At 60.8% G+C, this 20,330-nt stretch carries 17 protein-coding genes; 12 read left to right on the top strand and 5 right to left on the bottom strand.

Going from position 1 to position 20,330, the window contains the following annotated elements:
* Nucleotides 1–85: 85 nt before the first annotated feature.
* The 12 genes from IE079_RS01745 (at nt 86) to IE079_RS01690 (ending at nt 17,331) form a co-directional block, all read left to right on the top strand.
* The gene (locus tag IE079_RS01745) at nt 86–931 is read left to right on the top strand and encodes a UDP-2,3-diacylglucosamine diphosphatase (protein WP_189571893.1); all 846 of its coding nucleotides are present in this window, start codon (nt 86–88) and stop codon (nt 929–931) included.
* Between the two features lie 278 nt (nt 932–1,209).
* Entirely contained in the window at nt 1,210–2,061 is an 852-nt protein-coding gene (locus tag IE079_RS01740; RefSeq protein ID WP_189571890.1) for a universal stress protein, read from the top strand.
* A 222-nt stretch (nt 2,062–2,283) separates the two neighbouring features.
* A complete protein-coding gene (locus tag IE079_RS01735) occupies nt 2,284–3,366 on the top strand; it encodes an efflux RND transporter periplasmic adaptor subunit (protein WP_189571887.1) in 1,083 nt (360 codons plus the stop codon).
* Nucleotides 3,366–6,422: an efflux RND transporter permease subunit gene (locus IE079_RS01730; protein ID WP_189571884.1), complete on the top strand. Its 3,057-nt coding sequence runs from the start codon at nt 3,366–3,368 to the stop codon at nt 6,420–6,422. Before IE079_RS01735 ends, IE079_RS01730 begins: the two co-directional genes overlap by 1 nt.
* A 279-nt stretch (nt 6,423–6,701) precedes the next feature.
* Nucleotides 6,702–8,900, top strand: coding sequence for a dihydrolipoyl dehydrogenase family protein (locus IE079_RS01725; RefSeq protein ID WP_189571880.1), 2,199 nt, complete (start codon nt 6,702–6,704; stop codon nt 8,898–8,900).
* Nucleotides 8,901–8,949: 49 nt separating this feature from the next.
* Nucleotides 8,950–9,906: a radical SAM protein gene (locus IE079_RS01720; protein WP_189571876.1), complete on the top strand. Its 957-nt coding sequence runs from the start codon at nt 8,950–8,952 to the stop codon at nt 9,904–9,906.
* A 222-nt stretch (nt 9,907–10,128) separates the two neighbouring features.
* Entirely contained in the window at nt 10,129–11,538 is a 1,410-nt protein-coding gene (locus IE079_RS01715; RefSeq protein WP_189571873.1) for a sodium:solute symporter family transporter, read from the top strand.
* Nucleotides 11,535–12,500, top strand: a complete 966-nt coding sequence (locus IE079_RS01710) for a metallophosphoesterase family protein (RefSeq protein WP_189571870.1) — start codon at nt 11,535–11,537, stop codon at nt 12,498–12,500. Before IE079_RS01715 ends, IE079_RS01710 begins: the two co-directional genes overlap by 4 nt.
* A 132-nt stretch (nt 12,501–12,632) precedes the next feature.
* Nucleotides 12,633–13,148 carry a diaminobutyrate acetyltransferase gene (gene ectA, locus IE079_RS01705; RefSeq protein WP_189571868.1) on the top strand — a complete coding sequence of 172 codons (516 nt, stop codon included), beginning with the start codon at nt 12,633–12,635 and terminating at the stop codon, nt 13,146–13,148.
* Nucleotides 13,149–13,304: 156 nt separating this feature from the next.
* The gene (gene ectB / locus IE079_RS01700; protein ID WP_189571866.1) at nt 13,305–14,573 is read left to right on the top strand and encodes a diaminobutyrate--2-oxoglutarate transaminase; all 1,269 of its coding nucleotides are present in this window, start codon (nt 13,305–13,307) and stop codon (nt 14,571–14,573) included.
* A gap of 54 nt (nt 14,574–14,627) precedes the next feature.
* Nucleotides 14,628–16,070 carry an aspartate kinase gene (locus tag IE079_RS01695; protein WP_189571864.1) on the top strand — a complete coding sequence of 481 codons (1,443 nt, stop codon included), beginning with the start codon at nt 14,628–14,630 and terminating at the stop codon, nt 16,068–16,070.
* Between the two features lie 292 nt (nt 16,071–16,362).
* Complete coding sequence (locus tag IE079_RS01690) at nt 16,363–17,331, top strand: sigma-70 family RNA polymerase sigma factor (RefSeq protein WP_227712244.1); 969 nt, start codon at nt 16,363–16,365, stop codon at nt 17,329–17,331.
* Between the two features lie 53 nt (nt 17,332–17,384).
* Here the strand turns inward: IE079_RS01690 and IE079_RS01685 are convergent, their stop codons facing one another.
* From IE079_RS01685 to pdxH, 5 genes are all read right to left on the bottom strand, one after another.
* Nucleotides 17,385–17,831, bottom strand: a complete 447-nt coding sequence (locus IE079_RS01685) for a DUF3429 domain-containing protein (RefSeq protein ID WP_189571860.1) — start codon at nt 17,829–17,831, stop codon at nt 17,385–17,387.
* Entirely contained in the window at nt 17,828–18,133 is a 306-nt protein-coding gene (locus IE079_RS01680) for a DUF6482 family protein (RefSeq protein WP_189571858.1), read from the bottom strand. The genes IE079_RS01685 and IE079_RS01680 overlap by 4 nt, the downstream gene beginning before the upstream one ends.
* Before the next feature lie 120 nt (nt 18,134–18,253).
* The gene (locus IE079_RS01675; protein ID WP_189571855.1) at nt 18,254–18,868 is read right to left on the bottom strand and encodes a DNA-3-methyladenine glycosylase I; all 615 of its coding nucleotides are present in this window, start codon (nt 18,866–18,868) and stop codon (nt 18,254–18,256) included.
* Nucleotides 18,865–19,647 (bottom strand): 4'-phosphopantetheinyl transferase family protein, encoded by a 783-nt coding sequence (locus IE079_RS01670; RefSeq protein ID WP_189571852.1) that lies wholly within the window; start codon nt 19,645–19,647, stop codon nt 18,865–18,867. Before IE079_RS01670 ends, IE079_RS01675 begins: the two co-directional genes overlap by 4 nt.
* On the bottom strand, nt 19,616–20,251 hold the full coding sequence (gene pdxH, locus IE079_RS01665) for a pyridoxamine 5'-phosphate oxidase (RefSeq protein ID WP_189571849.1): 636 nt from the start codon (nt 20,249–20,251) through the stop codon (nt 19,616–19,618). The genes IE079_RS01670 and pdxH overlap by 32 nt, the downstream gene beginning before the upstream one ends.
* Nucleotides 20,252–20,330 lie beyond the last annotated feature (79 nt).

The following is a 20,330-nucleotide window of genomic DNA, read 5'->3' as shown; positions in this document are numbered from 1 at the left end:
CACCGAACTGACCGCAAAATGTCACTGCTTTTTCATTTGCCTTTGCCAGCCTGAGGCCATGACAAGGAAACCATCAGGGCCGGGCATGCAACAGTATCGCAGCGTTTTCATTTCTGACGTTCATCTGGGTACACCAGACTGTCAGGCGGACTATTTGCTGGATTTTCTGGACAAGGTTCGCTGCGACACCCTCTATCTGGTGGGCGACATCGTGGATCTGATCGCGATGCAGCGGCGCGTGCATTTCCCGAAATCCCATGAAATGGTGATACACAGGCTGCTGGCCATCGCCGACAGGGGCACCCGGGTGGTCTATGTGCCGGGGAACCATGATGAGTTCATGCGGCGTTTCTGTGGCCAGACGATCAGCGGTGTGGAGATCCACCAGAAGATTGTCCACACCACTGCGGACGGTCGGCGTTTCATGGTCTGTCATGGAGATCAATTTGATCAGGTAGTCCGCTGCAGCCCGCTGATGCTGCTGGTCGGTGACCGTGCCCATGGCCTGTTGCTGCGGCTGAACCGATGGTTCAACGCCTGGCGACGCCTGCAGGGCAAGCCCTACTGGTCGCTGGCGGCCTGGCTGAAAGGTCGTATCGGCAAGGCCCGCACCTTTATTCGCCGCTTCGAACTGGCGGCGCTGACTGCAGCGGAGAAGGGCAACTATGACGGCTTCATCTGCGGGCACATCCACTCCGCGGGGTTTCTGCGCAGCACAGACGGCCTTTACTGCAACGATGGCGACTGGGTGGAACACTGCACCGCGCTGGTGGAGGGCTTTGATGGCCGGCTGCAGCTCCTGCACTGGTCCGAGCAGCCTTCGGTAATCGCTACGGAGCCTGATGCTCCGGCGCCGGAGGTCAGCGGTGACAGCCGCCCGGTGATTGATATCCTGCCGGCGGCCTTCCTGGAGCAGGTCAACCGGATCTAGTGTGCCTTCCCGCCATGCGCCTGTAACCGGTCTGTTTCGCCGCCTCCGTGTATCAGGTCGCTGCTGCCCTCTCCCAGCCATCGTGTCGTGGGTCAGATTTTCTGCTACTCGTTGTAAAAATCCACCGAATCCTTTGACATCAGTAAAGCGCCGGATAAGGTGGTGATTTAGCCGGGTGCCGACCACTTCCGGAACCTTGTCGCGGGGGCGCCCCGGACAAACCAGTGATCTGGTCTCGTCGCAATAACAATCACAGTGACCGGTAAAGTGAGAACACCATGTTACGAGTAGTTGCCTGTATCGATGGCTCCCGGGCTGCCCCGGCCGTCTGTGACTATGCCGCCTGGGCCAGCCAGCATATGCAGGCCCCCGTTACCCTGCTCCATGTGCTGGACGAGGAGCGCTATCCGGTGGCACCGGACCTGGCAGGCAACATCGGCCTTGGCAGCCGGGAACACTTGCTGGAAGAGCTGGCGGACCTGGATGCCAGGCGCAGCAAGCTGGCTCTGGAACATGGCCACAATATGCTCGATGAAGCCGGCACCCGTGTGCGCGAGGCGGGTGTTGAGGACGTGACCAAGCGCCAGCGCCACGGTGATCTCACCGAATCCCTGATGGCTCTGGAGGACCAGACCCGGCTGCTGGTCATGGGGCTTCATGGCGAAAGCAGTTCCGACCGTGACCTGCATATTGGCAGCCAGCTCGAAACGGTGATCCGTAGCCTGCACCGTCCTATCCTGCTGGTCCCCGACGAATTCACGCAGCCCAAAAGCGCCATGCTCGCCTTTGATGGCAGCAAGACCGCGTTCCGCAGTGTCGAGCTGCTGGCCCGCAACCAGGTACTCAAGGGCATGCCGCTGCATATCGTGATGGTCGGGCCGGAAACCGGGGACCGCTGGGAGCAACTGAAGCAGGCGCAAAGCATGCTGTCGGTTCCGGGGAGCGACATTCAGCTGGCTATACGCGCCGGCGACGTGGAGCCGGCGCTCCATGGGTACCAGCAGGAATATGATATCGATATGCTGGTAATGGGCGCTTATGGGCACTCCCGTATTCGGCAGTTTCTGGTGGGCAGTACCACGACAACCATGCTAAAGACGGCCGAAAAGCCTTTGGTGATTCTGCGATAATCTGCCGGGGTTTGGACTGCGGATACCAGTACTTCGTTAACAGGGTCTTGCCGGCCACTGCTTTGTACAGAAAATAACCTTGAAAACAAGACTGTTTCGCTTGCTTATAAAATGAAATAATCCCCATCTACTGTATTGTCGTACTTTGTTCCGGTGTCTGGGCCCGGCAAGAACGCCTGTACCAACCCGGTTCACTTTGATATTTGTCAGGGATTCTCAACCATGCGCACGTTTCTCCGTTTTGTCATTGTTATCGTGCTCCTCGGCGCGGTGCTCGGAGGCATTTTTGGCTACAAGTTCTTCCAGTTGGGCCAGATGAAGGAGCAGATGTCCCAACCACAGCCACCGGCGGCGGTCAGCGCCACCAGGGTGGTCGCCGAGCAGTGGACCCCCTCCATCAAGTCTGTCGGCAGTGTAGAGGCCATTAATGGTATTCGTGTCGCCAACGAGGTGCCCGGCGTGATCCAGGAGATTGCTTTCGAGTCCGGCGATACCGTGGAACAGGGGGATGTGCTGATCCGGCTGGATTCACGGATCGACGAGGCGGCCCTTCGCACCCGCCGGGCCGAGGCCCAGCTGGCGGCCCAGGAATTCAAGCGCATCGAGGATCTGCTGCCGCGCCGGGCGGTTTCCCAGTCCCAGTTCGACGAAGCCAAGGCCAATTATGATGCTGCCCGGGCCCGGGTGAACGAGGCCGAGGCCCAGCTCAGCAAGAAAGTGATTCGCGCGCCCTTCGATGGCAATCTGGGACTCAGGCTGGTGGACCAAGGCGAGTATATTGCCACCGGTACTCCCATTGTCGAGATCAACATGCTCGACCCCGTCTATCTGGACTACACCCTGTCGGAGCGGGAGTTGCCAAGGGTAGACCGGGGTTACGAGGTCGTGGCTACGGTCGCGGCAGTCCCGGGGGAAACCTTTACCGGTGAGGTCAGTGCCATCAACACCTCGGTCAATCCGGAAACCCGCACAGTGCGCATTCGCGCGACCCTGCCAAACCCGGACGGCAAGCTGCGACCCGGCATGTTCGGCACGGTCATGACCCGGCATCCGGATCAGGAGACGGTACTCACCCTGCCGCGTACAGCCGTGTCCTACAACACCTATGGTGACTACGTGTTCCTGATTGAAGAAAACGACAGTGGCCAGCTCACGGTCACTCGCCGCTCGGTTAAGACCGGTGAAGTGCGGGGCAACCAGGTCGCCATTACCAGTGGTGTGGAAGAGGGTGACCGGGTTGTGGCCAAGGGCCTGCTGAGGCTCAGGGCCGGCCAGCCCATTGAAATCCAGCAGGATGACTCGTAATGCGCTTCACTGATGTTTTCGTCCACCGGCCGGTCCTGGCCACGGTGGTCAGCCTGTTGATCCTGCTGCTGGGGGCACGTGCCGCCCTGGAAATGGAAATTCGGGAATACCCGAAGCTGGAAAGCACGACGGTTACTGTCGCTACCGCATACCCGGGGGCCAGTTCCGAACTGGTGAAGGGCTTTATCACCACGCCTTTGCAACAGGCCATGGCGGAGGCCAGTGGCATTGACTATCTCACGTCCACCAGCTCCCAGGGCATGTCCGTCATCAACGCCAAAATGGAGCTGAACTACGACGCCAACGATGCGCTGGCGGAAATCCAGGCCAAGGTGGCCAGCCAGCGCAACGTGTTGCCGGGGGAGGCCCAGGATCCGGTGATCACATCGGAGACCGGAGACTCCACGGCGCTGATGTATATCGCATTCTATAGCAATGATCTGGATGTTCCCCAGATTACCGACTACCTGACCCGGGTGGTGCAGCCCAGGCTGCAGGCCCTGGCCGGGGTGGGCAAGGCGGATCTGCTGGGGCGGAAGTTTGCCCTGCGCGCCTGGCTGGACCCGGAGCGCCTGGCAGCCGTGGACATGACGCCCCAGGAAGTGGTCAGTGTGCTGTTGCGCAATAACTACCAGGCGGCGGTGGGCAACACCGAAGGCAAGTACACCAAGATCAGTCTGACCAGCGACACCGATGTGTCGGACCTGGGCCAGTTCCGGGACCTGGTGGTGAAGGAAGTCGACGGCTCCATTATCCGTCTGCGGGACATTGCCCGGGTGGAGCTGGGTTCCCAGAGCTACGATAACCTGGCCCTGTACAAGGGACAGCCGGCCACTTATGTGGCTATCGAAATGACACCCGGCGCCAACCCGCTGACCGTCGCGCAGCTGGTCAAGGACGAGCTGCCCGATATCGAAGAGCAACTGCCCTCCGGCCTCGAAGTGCGCCTGGCCTACGATGCTTCACAGTTCATTGATGACTCCATCAAGGAGGTCATCAAGACCCTGCTGGAAGCCCTGGTCATCGTGCTGGTGGTGGTGTTCCTGTGCCTGGGGTCGCTGCGAGCGGCGCTGGTGCCTTCGGTGGCGGTGCCGCTGTCGCTGATCGGTGGTGCCTTCGTGATGCTGGTGATGGGTTTCTCCCTCAACCTGTTGACGCTGTTATCGATGGTGCTCGCGATCGGGCTGGTGGTGGATGATGCCATCATTATGGTGGAAAACGTGCACCGGCATATCGAACAGGGTGAGTCGAACTTCGATGCTGCCCTCCATGGTGCCCGCGAAATGGCGGTTCCGATTATCGCCATGACCACCACCCTGGTGGCGGTTTACGCCCCCATCGGCTTTATGGGCGGGCTTACCGGCGCGCTGTTTATCGAGTTCGCCTTCACCCTCGCGGGCACCGTGATCATCTCGGGCATCGTCGCCCTGACGCTGTCGCCGGTGCTGGCCGGCGCCGTGCTCAAGCCCCATGGCAATCCGAGCCGTTTTGAAGAGAAGGTCGAGAAGACCTTCAATGGGCTCGCCAGCCTCTACAAGCGGGCACTGGCGTCGCTGATGTCCACGATTTCGGTGGTGATTTTCTTCGCCGTTATCGTCTTCGCATCCATCTTCTTCATGTTCATGTTCAGCCAGAGTGAGCTGGCGCCGGAGGAAGACCAGGGCATCCTGTTCTACCAGGGCAAGGGCCCGCAGACCTCCACGCTGGAATACCTCCGTGATGAGGGCAGTGAAGTCCAGCAACGGATGACCACCGTGGATGGCTATGAGGAAGACTTCATGATTCTGGGCATCACCGGCCCCAATGAGGTCTTTGGCGGCTTCAAGATGGCGCCCTGGAGCGAGCGTTCGGTGACCCAGTTTGATGTCCAGCCCAAACTGAACGCCGAGCTGAACAAGGTCACCGGTCTGCAAACCGCGGTATTTGCGCCCTCGTCTCTGCCCGGGTCCGATGGCCTGCCGTTCCAGTTTGTGATTACCACCGGCGGTGACTACGAACAGCTCAACGAAGTGGCCAGCGAACTGCAGGGCAAGGCCATGCAGAGCGGCAACTTCATGTTCCTGCAGAAGTCCATTGCCTTCGACAAGCCGGTGGTGCAGATCCAGGTAGATCGTGACCGGGTGGCCGATCTTGGGCTGTCGATGCAGGATGTGGGGCAGGCCATGTCGAGCATGCTGGGGGGCGGGTATATCAACCGCTTCAGCATGGAAGGGCGCTCCTACCAGGTGATACCCCAGGTAGAGCAGGACTTCCGCATCAGTGAGGCTGACCTCAACGAATACTATATCCGGGCGGATACCGGCGAGCTGGTGCCTCTGGGCAGCGTGGTCAGCTTCGAAGACAGCGTGGAGCCTTCCCAGCGGACCCAGTTCAACCAGCTCAACTCCATCACCCTGCAGGGCGTGGTGATGCCGGGGGTGGCCATGGGTACGGCCATGGAGTGGATCGAAGAGAATGCCACGGAGATCTTCCCCCAGGGCTTCAGTTCCGACTACAAGGGGCAGAGCCGGCAACTGGCGACCGAAGGCGCTGCGCTGACCATTACCATGATGTTGTCGCTGCTGGTGATTTACCTGGTGCTGGCGGCCCAGTTCGAGAGCTGGCGCGACCCGCTGATCATCCTGGTGTCGGTACCCCTGTCCGTCGCTGGTGCCATGGCGTTCATTGTGCTGGGCTTCACCACTGTCAATATCTATACCCAGGTGGGGCTGATCACCCTGATCGGCGTGGTCGCCAAGAACGGCATCCTGATTGTGGAGTTTGCCAACCAGCTGCAGATCGAGCGCAAGCTGGGCAGGCGAGAGGCGGTACTGGAAGCGGCGGCGATTCGTCTGCGGCCGATTATCATGACGTCTCTGGCGCTGATCTTCGCCATGGTGCCGCTGCTGATTGCGGTCGGGCCGGGCGCCCAGAGCCGCTTTGCCATCGGCCTGACCATCGTCGCCGGCCTGGGGATCGGCACCCTGTTTACGGTGTTCGTGTTGCCGGCCTTCTACATTCTGCTGGCGCGGGATCATAATGCCGGCCGGCATGAAGAGGCCGAGGCCACAGGCTGACCAGGGACAGAACCGGTCCATCAAAAAAGGAGGCTACGGCCTCCTTTTTTGATGGCAAACTGCTGCGAGCAGGACCACCGGTCGCCGCACCCTTATGGGTTCCGGATCCGCAATCACCGGTGGGGGAGAGCACCCCGGAAACAACAGTTGATTGAGCCGTGTCGGCCTGCATCCCGTATTCCCTGCTGTCCTTGCTGACGATTTGCACGCTACCCTGTAACAGATGGCGGCTGGCTGTGTCTGGTAACCATCATTCCTGCTCACTGGAAGTTCTGAACCATGTCCAAACAGAAACTGATTGTTTTCGCCGTGATTGTCGCCCTGGTGGTGGCCTTCGTGTTCCTGGGAGGCCCTGACCTGCTGACCCTGGAGAATCTTAAGCAGCATCAGGCGCAACTGAACGACTGGATCGCGAACAATCTGCTGCTGGCGGTGTCGCTGTATGCGCTGGTGTATGTGGCAACCACCGCATTGTCACTGCCGGGGGCCACGGTGCTGACCCTGGCGGGCGGCGCCTTCCTGGGCAACCTGGTGGGCCTGTTGACCGTGTCACTGGCCTCCACCATCGGTGCGTCGCTGGCCTTCCTGGTGGCCCGCTTCCTGTTGCGGGACACCCTCAAGCGCAAGTACGCCAAAACCGTCCGCCGGATTGATGAGGGTATTGAAAAGGACGGCGCTTTCTACCTGGCTACCCTGCGCCTGGTACCGGTGTTTCCCTTCTTCCTGATCAACCTGGCCATGGGTCTGACCGGCATGAAACTGCGCACTTACGCTCTGGTCAGCTGGCTGGGCATGCTGCCGGGTACGTTTGTCTATGTGAACGCCGGCACCCAACTTGGTGAGGTCAGCAGTATGGGCGACATCGTCTCGGCGGACCTGTTGCTGTCCTTTGCCCTGCTGGGCCTGTTTCCGCTGATTGCCAAGTTCGTGGTGGGCTTTATTCGCCGGCGCCGGGTCTATCGTGGTTTTCAGAAGCCGCAGTCGTTTGATTACAACCTGCTGGTCATCGGCGGCGGTTCCGCCGGGCTGGTGGCCGCCTATATCGCAGCGGCGGTCAAGGCAAAGGTGGCCCTGATCGAGCGGGACCGGATGGGCGGTGACTGCCTGAACACGGGTTGCGTGCCGTCGAAAGCACTGATTCGCAGCGCCAGGGCGGCGGATACCCTGCGCCATGCCGATCGTTACGGGCTGGATTCCGTCCCCGTGTCCGGGTCCTTTGCCAATATCATGGGGCGGGTGAAGCGCATCATTGCCAAGGTGGAGCCCCATGACTCTCCCGAGCGTTACCGGAGCCTCGGTGTCCACTGTATTGCCGGCAGTGCCGCCTTTGTGTCGCCCTGGGAGGTGGACGTCACCCACAACGATGGCCGTCGTGAGCGCCTCAGTGCCCGCAGTATTGTGGTGGCCACCGGGGGCAAGCCCTTTCTGCCGCCGATTCCCGGGCTGGAGGCCATGGCGCCGCTGACCTCGGAGAACCTCTGGGACCTGGAAGAGCAGCCGGACCGTCTGCTGGTACTCGGCGGCGGTCCCATTGGCTGCGAGTTGTCCCAGGCGTTCGCCCGGCTGGGAAGCCAGGTCATCCAGATCGAAGCCGGTAACAGGATTCTGGCGAAGGAAGACGAAGATGTGGCGGAACAGGTGCAGGCGCAGTTCCGCCACGAAGGCATTGATCTCCGGCTGAACCACAAAGCGGTTGAGTTCAGCGAGCAGGACGGAGAGAAGGTTGCCTGGTGCGACCATGACGGTGAACGCGTACGCATCGCCTTTGATCGCGTGCTGGTGGCCGTGGGCCGCGCGGGCAATACCGAAGGGCTGAACCTGTCGGCCCTGGGCGTCGAGCCAAGGGGCAATGGCACGGTGCCGGTGGAAGAAGACATGTCCGTCCGCTTCCCCAACGTGTTCGCCTGTGGCGATGTGGCGGGCCCCTATCAGTTCACCCACGCGGCTTCCCATCAGGCCTGGTATGCGGCGGTCAACGGCCTGTTCGGCCAGTTCCGTCGCTTCCGGGTAGACTACCGGGTGTTGCCGTGGGTGACCTTCACCGCCCCGGAGGTTGCCCGGGTGGGCCTGAGTGAGGATGAAGCGCAGCAGAAGGGCGTCCATTACGAGGTGACCCGCTATGGGCTGGATGACCTGGACCGTGCCATCGCCGAAGATGAGGATCATGGTTTCATCAAGGTGCTGACGGCCCCGGGCAAAGACAAGATCCTTGGTGCCGTGGTGGTTGGCGCCCATGCCGGCGAGATTCTGGCGGAATTCACCCTGGCGATGAAACATGGCATCGGGCTCAACAAGATTCTGGGTACCATTCACCCCTATCCCACTTGGAACGAATCGGCCAAATCTGCCGCTGGTGCGTGGAAGCAGGCCCACGCACCGGAAGGCGTGCTGGCCTGGCTGGCGAAGTTCCACCAGTGGCGCCTGGGCAGTGGTCAGTCTGCCGCATCCGCCCGTACAAAGGATGAATCTGTAACATAATGCGCGTTGCCGTGTCTGAGGAATCACAGAAAATGAAAGCGGAGCATCTATGCCCCTGACAGCAGAGAAGATCATACCCACGACCGAAGTACTGGAGCCCCGCGCCCGGGACAGCTGGACCCACACCCGGGACGGCGACCCCCGGGGTTTCATCGATTCCGACCAGTTGAAAGAGTTATGGATTCACACGGGCACTGCCTGCAACCTCTCCTGCCCCTTCTGCCTTGAGGGATCCCATCCGGGGGACGGGCGTATCCCGGGGATGAAACTCAGCGATGTCCGCCCCTTTATCCATGAAGCTCTGGACATGGGCGTGGAGCAGTTTTCGTTCACCGGTGGTGAGCCTTTCGTGATCCGGGATTTCGTCAATATTCTCGATTACGCCAGCCAGCACAGGCCCTGTTTCGTGCTGACCAATGCCACCGATCCGCTGCTAAAGCGCCGGCACCAGGTGCTGCCGTTGCTGGACAACCCTTACCCGATTCATTTCCGCGTCAGCCTCGATTTCCCGGATGCCGCCCGTCACGATATGGATCGGGGCGAGGGCAGTTTCGACAAGGCCCTGGAGGGCATCCGCTGGCTGGTGGACCAGGGCTTCAAGGTGTCCATTGCCCGCCAGAGTGATCCCGTGGAAGACCCGGAGCAGGTGGAGTGGGATTTCCGTGCCATCTTCCATGACCGGGGCATTCCGCAAACTCTGGCATTCACCGCTTTCCCGGATCTGGGCACGCCGGGCTCTGACGACGGCAGTCCGGAAATCACCGAAAACTGCATGGAAAAATACCCCACCAGGGAAAGTCGTGCCCACTTCATGTGCACCTACACCCGCATGCTGGTGAAGAAGAACGATCAGGTGCGGGTCTTCGCCTGTACCCTGGTGGATGACGATCCCGACTACGACCTGGGCGGCACCCTGGCGGAAAGCATGGATGAACGCATCATGCTGCGTCACCACCGGTGCTTTGCCTGCTACCGCTTCGGCGCGAGTTGCGGGGCGCCTGAGTAGCCTGAGTGAGGCGCTTTCTCCCTTGTTGGCGCCGAATAAGCCCCTCTCCCTTGAGGGGAGAGGGGTTGGGGTGAGGGTGGGGCGGCCCAGCGCCTACGTCTGCCTTAAGGCGCCCTACGGGCGCTCCCCCTCACCCTAACCCTCTCCCTCCAGGGGAGAGGGGATAAACACAGCGGAGTTTATCGGTCGCTCCTACCATGGACTCAGTCAAGAGGAAAAAGAATGACAGGCACTGAGGCCACCCTGTTCTGGGGTTTCCTGATCGTTTACGGGGCGGTGATGTACGCCCTGTCCCCGAAAAGCCGCAATGCCGCCTCCTTCTACAAGGGAGCCGATGACAAGGGAAGGCCGGTAGGCCAGTGGTCGCTGACCGCCTCCATCTTTATCAGCTGGATTTTCGCCAAGTCAGTGACCAACGCAGCCAATCTTGGCGCTGCCTACGGGGTGACCGGGGGCCTGGCCTATGCCGCCTACTGGCTGTCGATCCCGGTGGCCGGCTACATCATCTACCTGATCCGCACCCAGACCGGCTCTGGCAGCCTGCAGGAATTCCTTACCTCCCGCTTCGGGCGCCTGGCCTCCCTGAGCTTTGCCGCCGCCATCCTGATCCGGCTCTATAACGAGGTATGGAGCAACACCGCCGTAGTGGGCGGCTATTTCGGCAGTCCCGGCGAGTGGCCCTACTACACCGCCGCCATGGTGTTCACGGCCTTTACCCTGGCCTACAGTCTCAAAGGCGGCTTGCGCAGCTCCATCTTTACCGATGTCATTCAGGCCGTGGTGTTCGTGTTCTTCGTGGCGGCGGTACTGTTCCTGATCATACCGGCCAACGACACCAGCACCCTGCTGACCACCGGCGAGTTCCGTCTCGACGCCGGCATGGACCTGCTGCTGGTGGCCGGGCTGCAGTTGTTCAGCTACCCCTTTCACGACCCGGTACTCACTGACCGGGGGTTTGTGAACCGGGAAAAGACCATGCTGAAGAGTTTCGTGGTGGCGGGCCTGCTGGGGTTCGTGGCGGTGTTCATCTTCAGTCTGGTGGGGGTGCATGCGCAGTTTAATGGTATTGCCGCGGATGGCAACGCCCCTGCCGCTGTCGGCCAGTCCCTGGGGCTGACGGCGCTGTTCCTGATGAGCGTGGTGATGATGACCTCCGCCGGCTCGACGCTCGACTCCACATTCACGTCCTTCTCCAAGTCCATTGCCGTGGACCTGCCCCGCCTGATGCGCAGCGCGGCTGACCGGTTGCCGAGTATCAAGGTGGGGGCGGCGGTGATGATCATTTTCGCCGTACTCGGCAACCTGCCGATGTTTGCCGGTACCGATATCCTCAAGGCGACCACCATCTCCGGTACCATGGTGATGGGGCTGGCGCCGGTATTCCTGTTCTATGGCTTCACCCGCTGGTCGCCCTGGAGCTTTCACCTGAGCTTCTGGGGCGGGCTGACCCTGGGGGTGCTGATGACCATTGGCTGGATTCCCCAGTCCTGGGCCATTGGTGAAGGGGCCTATGCCCTGCTGCTGGGCACCAACGCCTGGGGCATCCTGATCTGTACCGCCGGCTTTTTCCTCCCCCTGGTGATCCGCCGGCTGGCGGGGCGGGCGCTTCCGACTGCGGAAACAGGCTCATGATCGAGGGCCGCACCTGTCCGCTGCATTATCGTTACCGGCCCGGTGATCTGGTGCGCAACCCGCTTGCCTGTGATGCTGACGTGCTTTACGTCGTCGGTGGGCTGTATGGCAACCCCCTTGCGCTGGATGAGGTGGAAGCCATGGCCGAACGGGAGCGGGCCCGGGGGCAGCGAGTGCAACTGCTGTTCAATGGCGACTTCAACTGGTTTAACGCCGATGATGAGCTGTTCCGCAACATCAATGCCCGCGTGCTGGACCATGGCGCGATAACCGGCAACGTGGAGTACGAGCTGGCCCGCCCGGGCGACGGCGCCGGTTGCGGCTGTGCCTACCCGGAGTTTGTGGACGATGGGGTGGTTGAGCGTTCCAATCGCATCATGGCACGCCTTCAGTCGGTGGCGGCAAACCATTCCGATCTGCAGGATCGGCTGGCGGGTCTGCCCCGTTACCGATGCCTGTTGTTTGGAGGCCTAAAGGTTGTTGTTCTGCATGGTGATCCCGAGTCCCTGGCAGGATGGGGGTTGTCCCATGAAGTGGTTGAATCCCAAGGGGTCGAGGCGCTGGCTGACTGGTTCCACGAGACCGGCGCCGATGTCATTGTCAGTAGCCATACCTGCCTGCCGGTCATGCGCAGCCTGACCGTCGATGGCCGGCACCGTCTTTTCCTGAATAACGGCTCCGCGGGCATGGGCAACCTGGCGGGAGACACGGCGGGTCTGGCGGCCCGTATCGCCGTATCCCCACCGCCGGAGGGGGCCTTTTCGCTGCCGTCCGTGCTGCCATTCAGCGCGGCGCTGGTGCCAGTGCACTTTCCCCTGAAATCCTGGGTGACCCTGTTCGATCGGCTCTGGCCGGCGGGTAGTGACGCCGCCCTGTCATATCGCCATCGTATCCTTAACGGAACGGGTCTGACCGTGAAACAATTGATCCACGACATAGGAGCGGGTGGAAAAGTGATCTAGTATTACTGAACGTGATCGCTGCCGGAGATGTCTGCCGGTGGCTGAGGCTCGGTTCAGGCCACTTGGCCCGGTTGATTTTTGTTTTGTGGTCTATATAATTCACCACTAACGTTTGCAGCGAAAAGGCTGAACATGACAACCGAAGGTTCAAATACCACCGCCATCACCCTCCGCGTACCGGTCAAGGATGATGGCTACCGGCTTCATCAGCTGGTCGCGGAGTGCCCTCCGCTGGATCCCAACTCCATCTACTGCAACCTCCTGCAGTGCAGCCACTTTGCCGACACCGGCGTGGCCGCGGAGATAGACGGCGAACTGGTCGGCTTTATCTCCGGATATATTCCCCCGCAGCAGCCCGACACTGTTTTTGTCTGGCAGGTGGCCGTTCACGAGAAGGGTCGCGGCAAGGGGCTTGCCAAGAAGATGCTCAAGGAAATCGTGGGCCGTGAAGCGTGCCGTAACGTTACGCATATGGAAACCACGATCACCGAGGACAACGAAGCATCCTGGGCACTGTTCCGTTCGTTTGCCCGGGACATGGGCGCTGAAGTGAAGTACCACGAGCATTTCGAGAAAGAACTGCACTTCGGTGGCCAGCACGATTCCGAATTCCTGCTTCGTATCGGGCCCTTTACCCGGAAGGGCTGAGTCGATCGCAACCACATGGTTTCAATGGGCAGGCAGAGGGCCAGAGGAACCTCTGCCACTGTTGCCCCTGACACTGTGCGGTGTGCCGGTCGCGACCGAACCCCGTCCGGGCACCCCGCATTTCCACCTCGAACCTATATGCTAAGAGGCAAGACAATGGAAATCTTCAAGTCTACTGAATCCGAAGTTCGCGTTTATTCACGGGCTTTTCCGGTCATTTTCAACCGGGCCAAGAACGCGCACCTGTATACCGAAGACGGCAAGGAGTATCTGGACTTCCTGGCCGGCGCCGGTTCCCTGAACTACGGCCACAACAATGACGTGCTGAAAAAGGCACTGCTGGAGTACATCGAGTCCGACGGCGTCAGCCAGGGCCTCGATCTGTTCACCACCGCCAAGCACGACTTCATCGAGTCTTATAAAAAGCACATTCTTGAGCCCCGCGGCCTGAACTACAAGATGCAGTTCACCGGCCCCACCGGAACCAACTGCGTGGAAGCGGCCCTGAAGCTGGCCCGCAAGGTGAAAGGCCGTACCGGTATTATCTCTTTCACCAATGGCTTCCACGGTGTTACCACCGGCGCTGTCGCCGCGACGGGTAACAAGCACCACCGCGGTGGCGTGGGTACGCCACTTGGCAATGTGGATTTCATGTTCTATGACGGCTACCTGGGTGAAGATGTCGATTCCCTGGCCATCATGGACAAGGTGCTCTCCGATGGCTCGTCCGGTTTCGAAACCCCGGCCGCGGTGATTGTGGAAGCGGTCCAGGGCGAGGGTGGTCTGAATACCGCACGCGCCGAGTGGTTGCAGGGTCTCGAGAAGCTTTGCAAGAAACACGACATGCTGCTGATTCTGGATGATATCCAGGCGGGCAATGGCCGCACCGGTGAGTTCTTCAGCTTCGAGTTTGCCGGCATCACGCCGGACATGGTGACCGTATCCAAGTCCCTGAGCGGCTATGGCCTGCCCATGGCACTGGTGCTGTTCAAGCCGGAACTGGACATCTGGGAATCCGGCGAGCATAACGGGACCTTCCGCGGTAACAGCATGGCGTTTGTCACCGCTCGTACCGCAATCGAGACCTACTGGAAGGACGACGCCTTCGCCAATGAAGTGAAGGCCAGAAGCAAGGTGCTGGGTGATGCCCTGCAGTCCATCTGCGACAAGTACCCGGGCGAATTCCACGTCAAGGGCCGTGGCCTGATGCGCGGTATCGAGGCGAAGAATGCCGAGCTGACCGATGCCATCACCGCCCGCGCCTTTGAAAAGGGGCTGATTATCGAGACCAGTGGCCCCAACGATGAGGTTATCAAGTGCCTGATGCCGCTCACCACCAGTGAGGATGACCTGAAAAAAGGTGCTAGAATTCTGGCTGAGAGTGTGGACGAAATCATGCAGGAAGGGATCAGTGAAGCGTCCTGAGACACTTGCTGATCTCCCTGACCATTCATTCTGCAGGATAACAACGGAAACACCATGACTAGCCAATTGCATACCGTCGAGAAGATCGGCGGTACCTCCATGAGCAACTATGAGGCGGTCCGTGACAACATCATCATCGGCGACCGCAAGAAGGAAGATCTTTACCAGAGGATCTTCGTGGTTTCCGCCTACGGCGGGGTCACCGATGAACTTCTGGAGCACAAGAAAACCGGTGAGCCGGGGGTCTATGCCCTGTTCGCCGACGCCGAGTCCGATTGGGCCTGGGCGGATGATCTCACCAAGCTGGTGAGGTTCCTCACCGACATCAACGGTGAGCTGTTTGCCGACCCCATGCTCAAGCAGCAGGCGGACCAGTTCATCACCGACCGTGTCGAGGGTGTGCGGGGCTGCCTGATCGACCTGCAGCGGCTGTGCTCCTATGGCCAGTTCCAGCTTGAAGAGCACCTGCTGACCGTCCGCGAGATGCTGGCCGGCATTGGCGAGGCACACAGTGCCTTCAACACCGCCCTGAAGCTGCAGCAGGAAGGCATCAACGCCCGCTTTGTGGACCTCACCGGCTGGCGTGACAACGAGCTGCTGCCCCTGGACGAGAAGCTCAAGCAGGCCTTCGATGCGGTTGACCTCACCCGTGAACTGCCCATCGTGACCGGCTACGCCCAGTGCAAGGAAGGCCTGATGCGCACCTTCGACCGGGGCTACAGCGAGATGACCTTCAGCCGCGTGGCAGTGATCAGCAATGCCCGTGAAGCCGTTATCCACAAGGAATATCACCTGAGTTCCGCCGACCCCAACATTGTCGGCGCCGACAAGGTGGTGCCCCTGGGCCGCACTAACTACGACGTGGCGGACCAGCTGGCCAACCTGGGTATGGAGGCCATTCACCCCCGTGCCGGCAAGGGCCTGCGCCAGAACGAGATTCCCCTGCGGGTGATGAACACCTTCGAGCCGGAGCACACCGGTACCCTGATCACCGGCGACTACGTCAGTGAAAAAGCCCGTGTCGAGATCATTGCCGGTGCCAAGGGCATATTCGCCATCGAAGTGTTCGATCAGGACATGCAGGGCGAGCCGGGGAGTGACCGCCGGATTCTCGACATCCTGACCCGCTTCAAGGTGCGCTTCGTATCCAAGGATACCAATGCCAACACCATTACCCATTACGTGAACAGCACGCTCAAGCACGTCAAGCGGGTGGTGAAGGCTCTTGAGGAAGAGTTCCCGAACGGCGAGCTCAGTACCCGCAAGGTGGCCCTGGTGTCGGCTATCGGCAGTGACATGAAGGTTCCGGGTATTCTGGCCCGGTCCGTGAAGGCACTGGCCGACGAGGAGATCAGCGTACTGGCCCTTCACCAGTGCATGCGCCAGGTGGATATCCAGTTTGTGGTGGATGAAGACTACTACGAGAAGGCGATCGTGGCCCTCCACGGTGTGCTTATCGAGCCCCACAACCACGAATATGCCATCGTGGCTGCCTGAGGAAGCCCTTCCTCGCGGCAACAGGTTATCGTCGGGTCGGACCGGTCGCTCGGCCCGGCGGTAAGGGAGGTTGTCTTGCCTCCTCACCGGTGAGTGTGCGGCCTTTGATTGCCGGATGCTCGCCGGTCTCCCTTCTTCCGTCGCCTTGCTCTCCTGCCTCTCTATCTGTCTTTCCCCTGCAATCGTCGCTCTCAGGCCTTGCGGCAATCCGCGTCATATCCGGTGTCGTACAGACTTTAAACACCCCTGACCTATGCGGGTGATCCAGTCAGAAGCCAGAACCGGAGTGCCAATGAGTAAACTGATCTTCGATGAATTTCCGGAGAGCCTGGTAGCGCGGTATTTCCGGGATGTATCCGACAACGACATGCTAACTGTTGAACGCGAGCAGCGGCTGGCGCGACGCCTGTCACGAAGTTTTGCGACAGTCGGTGAGCTTGCCGGCCAGCCGGAGCCCGCCACGATTCGTGAAGCCAGGGCGTGTTATGACGCCCTGCCCGACAGCGTGCGTGCCCGAAGGGCCCGATTGCTGGTGGAAAGAAGCCGCGAGCTGCTGATTCGCAGCAATCTGCGGCTCGCCGTCCATATCGCACGCCGCCATGAGCATTCCGGTGGCAGCGGCATGTCCGACCTGATCCAGGAAGCCAACGTGGGGCTGATCAAGGCGGTGGACCGTTTTGATCCCGCCCGGGGCTTCCGTTTCTCTACCTATGCCTACTGGTGGATTACCGAGGAGGTGCGTCGCAGCCAGAAGCGTGGGCAGCGGGTGGTACATACCCCGGATCACATCATTGACGAAATCCGGCAACTCCAGAGTGTCACCATGCGTCTGCACCATCGCCTGGCCCGCACGCCCCGTCAGAGCGAGCTGGCGCAGGAAATGGAAGTATCGCCTTCCAGGATCAGCGAGATCCGTGGCTTTGCCGCTGGCGAACTCTCCACGGAGCTGCCCCAGGGCGGTGAGGGCAGTGCCTCTCTGGGCGACACCCTGATGGATGATCAGCTCGACCCGGCAGACCTGATGCGCGGCCGTGATCGCGTTCGCCTGCTGGCGGGACTGATGGTTCAGCTGAATGAACGGGAGCGGGAAGTGCTGAAGCGGCGTTTCGGCATCAATCTGCAGTCTGAACAGACCTTGCAGGTCATTTCCGACGATCTTGGCATCAGCCGCGAGCGAGTACGGCAGATCGAGAAAGCGGCTATCCGTAAGCTTCAGCAGTTGCATCTCGAGGAAAGTAATCCGGAAACCGGAGCACCCTGAACACTTGTGTTAAAGGCCATTAGTCTGTGCTCAGGGTAGGGCACGGGCGCTGCTCAGTTCATCACCATCCATGCCAGCACCATCAGCTGGCATGCGACCACCACGGCGGTGAGGCCGGTGCGTAGTTTGCGATACCACCGGGGCCAGTAGTTATACAGCCAGCGAACGTCAATCAGACACACAGCCAGGTAGAGCACGGGATAGATCACCGCCCGCCATCCCATGGGCAGCAGCAGGGTAAGGCCTCCGGCCAGGAAAAGCACCTGGCTGATAACCAGGGTCACCACCGGCGACAGCGGGTAGCAGCGGTTTTCCAGCTGCATGGCCACCGGCCAGTAGACGCCGGACATGAAGGCCAGAATGCCGGCACTATAGATGTAGAACCATTTGATCAGCCAGGCGTCGTGGGCCGGCATCAGAAACAGGCCGAAAGCGCCGATCAGGAAGGGGATCAGACCCGCCAGTCCGACCAGCATGGCAAGACGCTGGACGGCAATCACCTGCTCTGCCTCTGAAGCTGGATGCGCAGGGGATCTACTCCGGCGGTATCCATGCCCACCATCTCGTTGTAGGCGGAGGCGTGAACCACTTCGGTACGGTCGATGGGGATATCCCGCAGCGTGTCCTGGGCTTCCCAGCTGCTGCGGAACAGACGAGTCCTGCCCCCGGGGTCTGACAGTATCAGGGTCTGGTCGCCAATTCGCAGCCGGGCCATATAACGTTGACCTTCCAGGGACAGGATTTCCAACAGCTCTATGGGCCCGGTGCCGGGCCTGTAGAGTTCAGCAAGAGTAATACGCACAAGCGGCTTCCCAGTCTCGGTCGATGGTTTCGGTGTAGCAGCTTGTACGCGCCGGGCTCAGGGGAAGATCATCGGGCGCTTCAGAAAAGTGGCCCCAGCATCACGCAGTAGGTCAGCGAATCAACCAAACGGGACACTGGTACCCAACTGGCGGCAGGGTTCATGGGCCGGGCACTGAACCAGGTGGTCGTTGACCATGCCGGTGGCCTGCATGAAGGCATAGACAATGGTCGGTCCGACAAAATTGAAGCCCTGTTTCTTCAGGGCCTTTGACATGGCTTCCGCTTCAGCCGTGGTTACCGGCACCTCGGCGAACGTCTGCCACCGGTTCTGGATGGGCCGGTAGTCCACGAATGACCACAGGAACTCGCTGAAGGAGTCGCCCCTCTCCTGCAGAGCCAGGTAGCTGCGGGCGTTGCGGATGATTGACTGCACCTTGAGGCGGTTGCGGATAATGCCGGGGTTGGCCAGCAACGCCTCCACCTTGCGGTCGTCATAGCGGGCAATCTTCTCCGCATCGAACTGGTCGTAGGCGTCCCGGTAGTTGTCCTGTTTGCGCAGGATCGTGAGCCAGCTCAGGCCCGCCTGCTGGCCGTCGAGGCACAGTTTTTCGAACAGCGCCCGGTCACGGGTCTCGGGCCGGCCCCAGACCCGGTCGTGGTAGTCCACGTACAGCGGATCCGTGCCACACCAGGGGCAGCGTTCGCCCTCACGGGGCGGGTCCGTGGCGGTCATGCCCGGGCCTCCTGTGCGGGTGACAGCTGCTTCACCGGGCAGATCACCCAGGGCTGTTCACCCAGGCGTTCCAGTTCTGCCGGTCGCATATGGGCTTCATCATTATTGTGGACCAGATGCAGCTCAGGTGCTGCTTCGGCGGATTCATCCTGCCAGACCACGGCAATCATGAAGCCTTCCGCTTCGGTCAGGGCGGCGTGCCAGTTCTCACCCGGGCGATCACCGGTCAGCTCCAGGTTGGCGGTTACTTCCAGGGTGCGAAGGTTCCCGGCAATGCCCCGCCGGGTGGCCTTGAGCCAGGCTTCCTTCAGCGTCCAGACCTTGAGAAAGGCCTCCTGACTGGATTGCGACAGCAGCCAGTCCTGCTCCGCGGGGGTGAACCAGCGGCGTGCAATCTTGCGCCAGCTGGAGTCCCGGAACACGGGTTCGATGTCCACTCCGATGCCGGTGTGCGATGAAATGGCACAGGCCGACATACCATGGCTGTGACTGAGGGACAGGAACCAGCCCTCCGGCTCGGCGGAGACCACCGGCCGGCCATGGACCGGCTGGCACAGGTGGGGCGGCCTGCCACTGACCCCATAGAGTCCCTGGCGTATCAGCCAGCGGCTGTGCACGTATTCCATCAGCCGCCCGGTGGCCATACCGGAGGCCACTTCCCGCTCGTACTCGCCCAGCCAGTCGGGAAAGTCATAGGGCTCCAGCGGTTGCCGGCCCAGCCACACGGATATGCTGGCGCGCGCCGGCTCAGGGTTGGAGTCGTTGGATTGTCCAGCCATCATGGCTCCTGAGATATTCGAAACGATCATGCAGGCGGCTCGGGCGCCCCTGCCAGAATTCAATACGGTGGGGCACCACCCGGTAGCCGCCCCAGAAGGAGGGCAGCGGTACTTCCCCGTCACCGAACTTGCGTTTGATTTCGGCTACTTTCTGCTCCAGCAGCCCGCGGGAGCTGATCACCCGGCTCTGTTCCGACACCCAGGCGCCCAGCTGACTGCCCCTGGGACGGCTGGAGAAATAGCGCAGGGATTCCGCCTTGCTGACCCGGGTTACCTCGCCCTGCACAATGACCTGGCGATTCAGGCCGATCCAGGGGAACAGTAACGCAGCCTTCGGGTTTTCTTCCAGTTCCCCGGCCTTGCGGCTGCCGTAGTTGGTATAGAAAACAAAGCCCTCCTGGTCGAAGTATTTCAACAGTACGGTGCGCAGGTCCGGCTGCAGATCGTGCCCGCTGGTGGCCAGTGACATGGCGTTGGGTTCCAGTATGCCGGCCTCGCGGGCATCATTGAACCAGTGCTCGAACTGGCGGACAGGGTCGCTGTCCAGCTGCTCGCGATCAAGGCCTTCGCTCTCGAAATCGCGGCGCATATCACCTATGTCCATCGGGCTTTCCTGTTATAAAGGTTGGGTTCGGGTCTACGGTTATATATTCTTTCAGGATCAGGTGCACTTGAGAACCGCA

Origin of the sequence: Marinobacter zhanjiangensis, assembly GCF_014651935.1 — a bacterium.
Taxonomy (GTDB): Bacteria; Pseudomonadota; Gammaproteobacteria; order Pseudomonadales; family Oleiphilaceae; genus Marinobacter; species Marinobacter zhanjiangensis.
The sequence above is the reverse complement of the archived record's forward strand: the minus strand, read 5'-3'. Positions and strand labels throughout refer to the sequence as shown.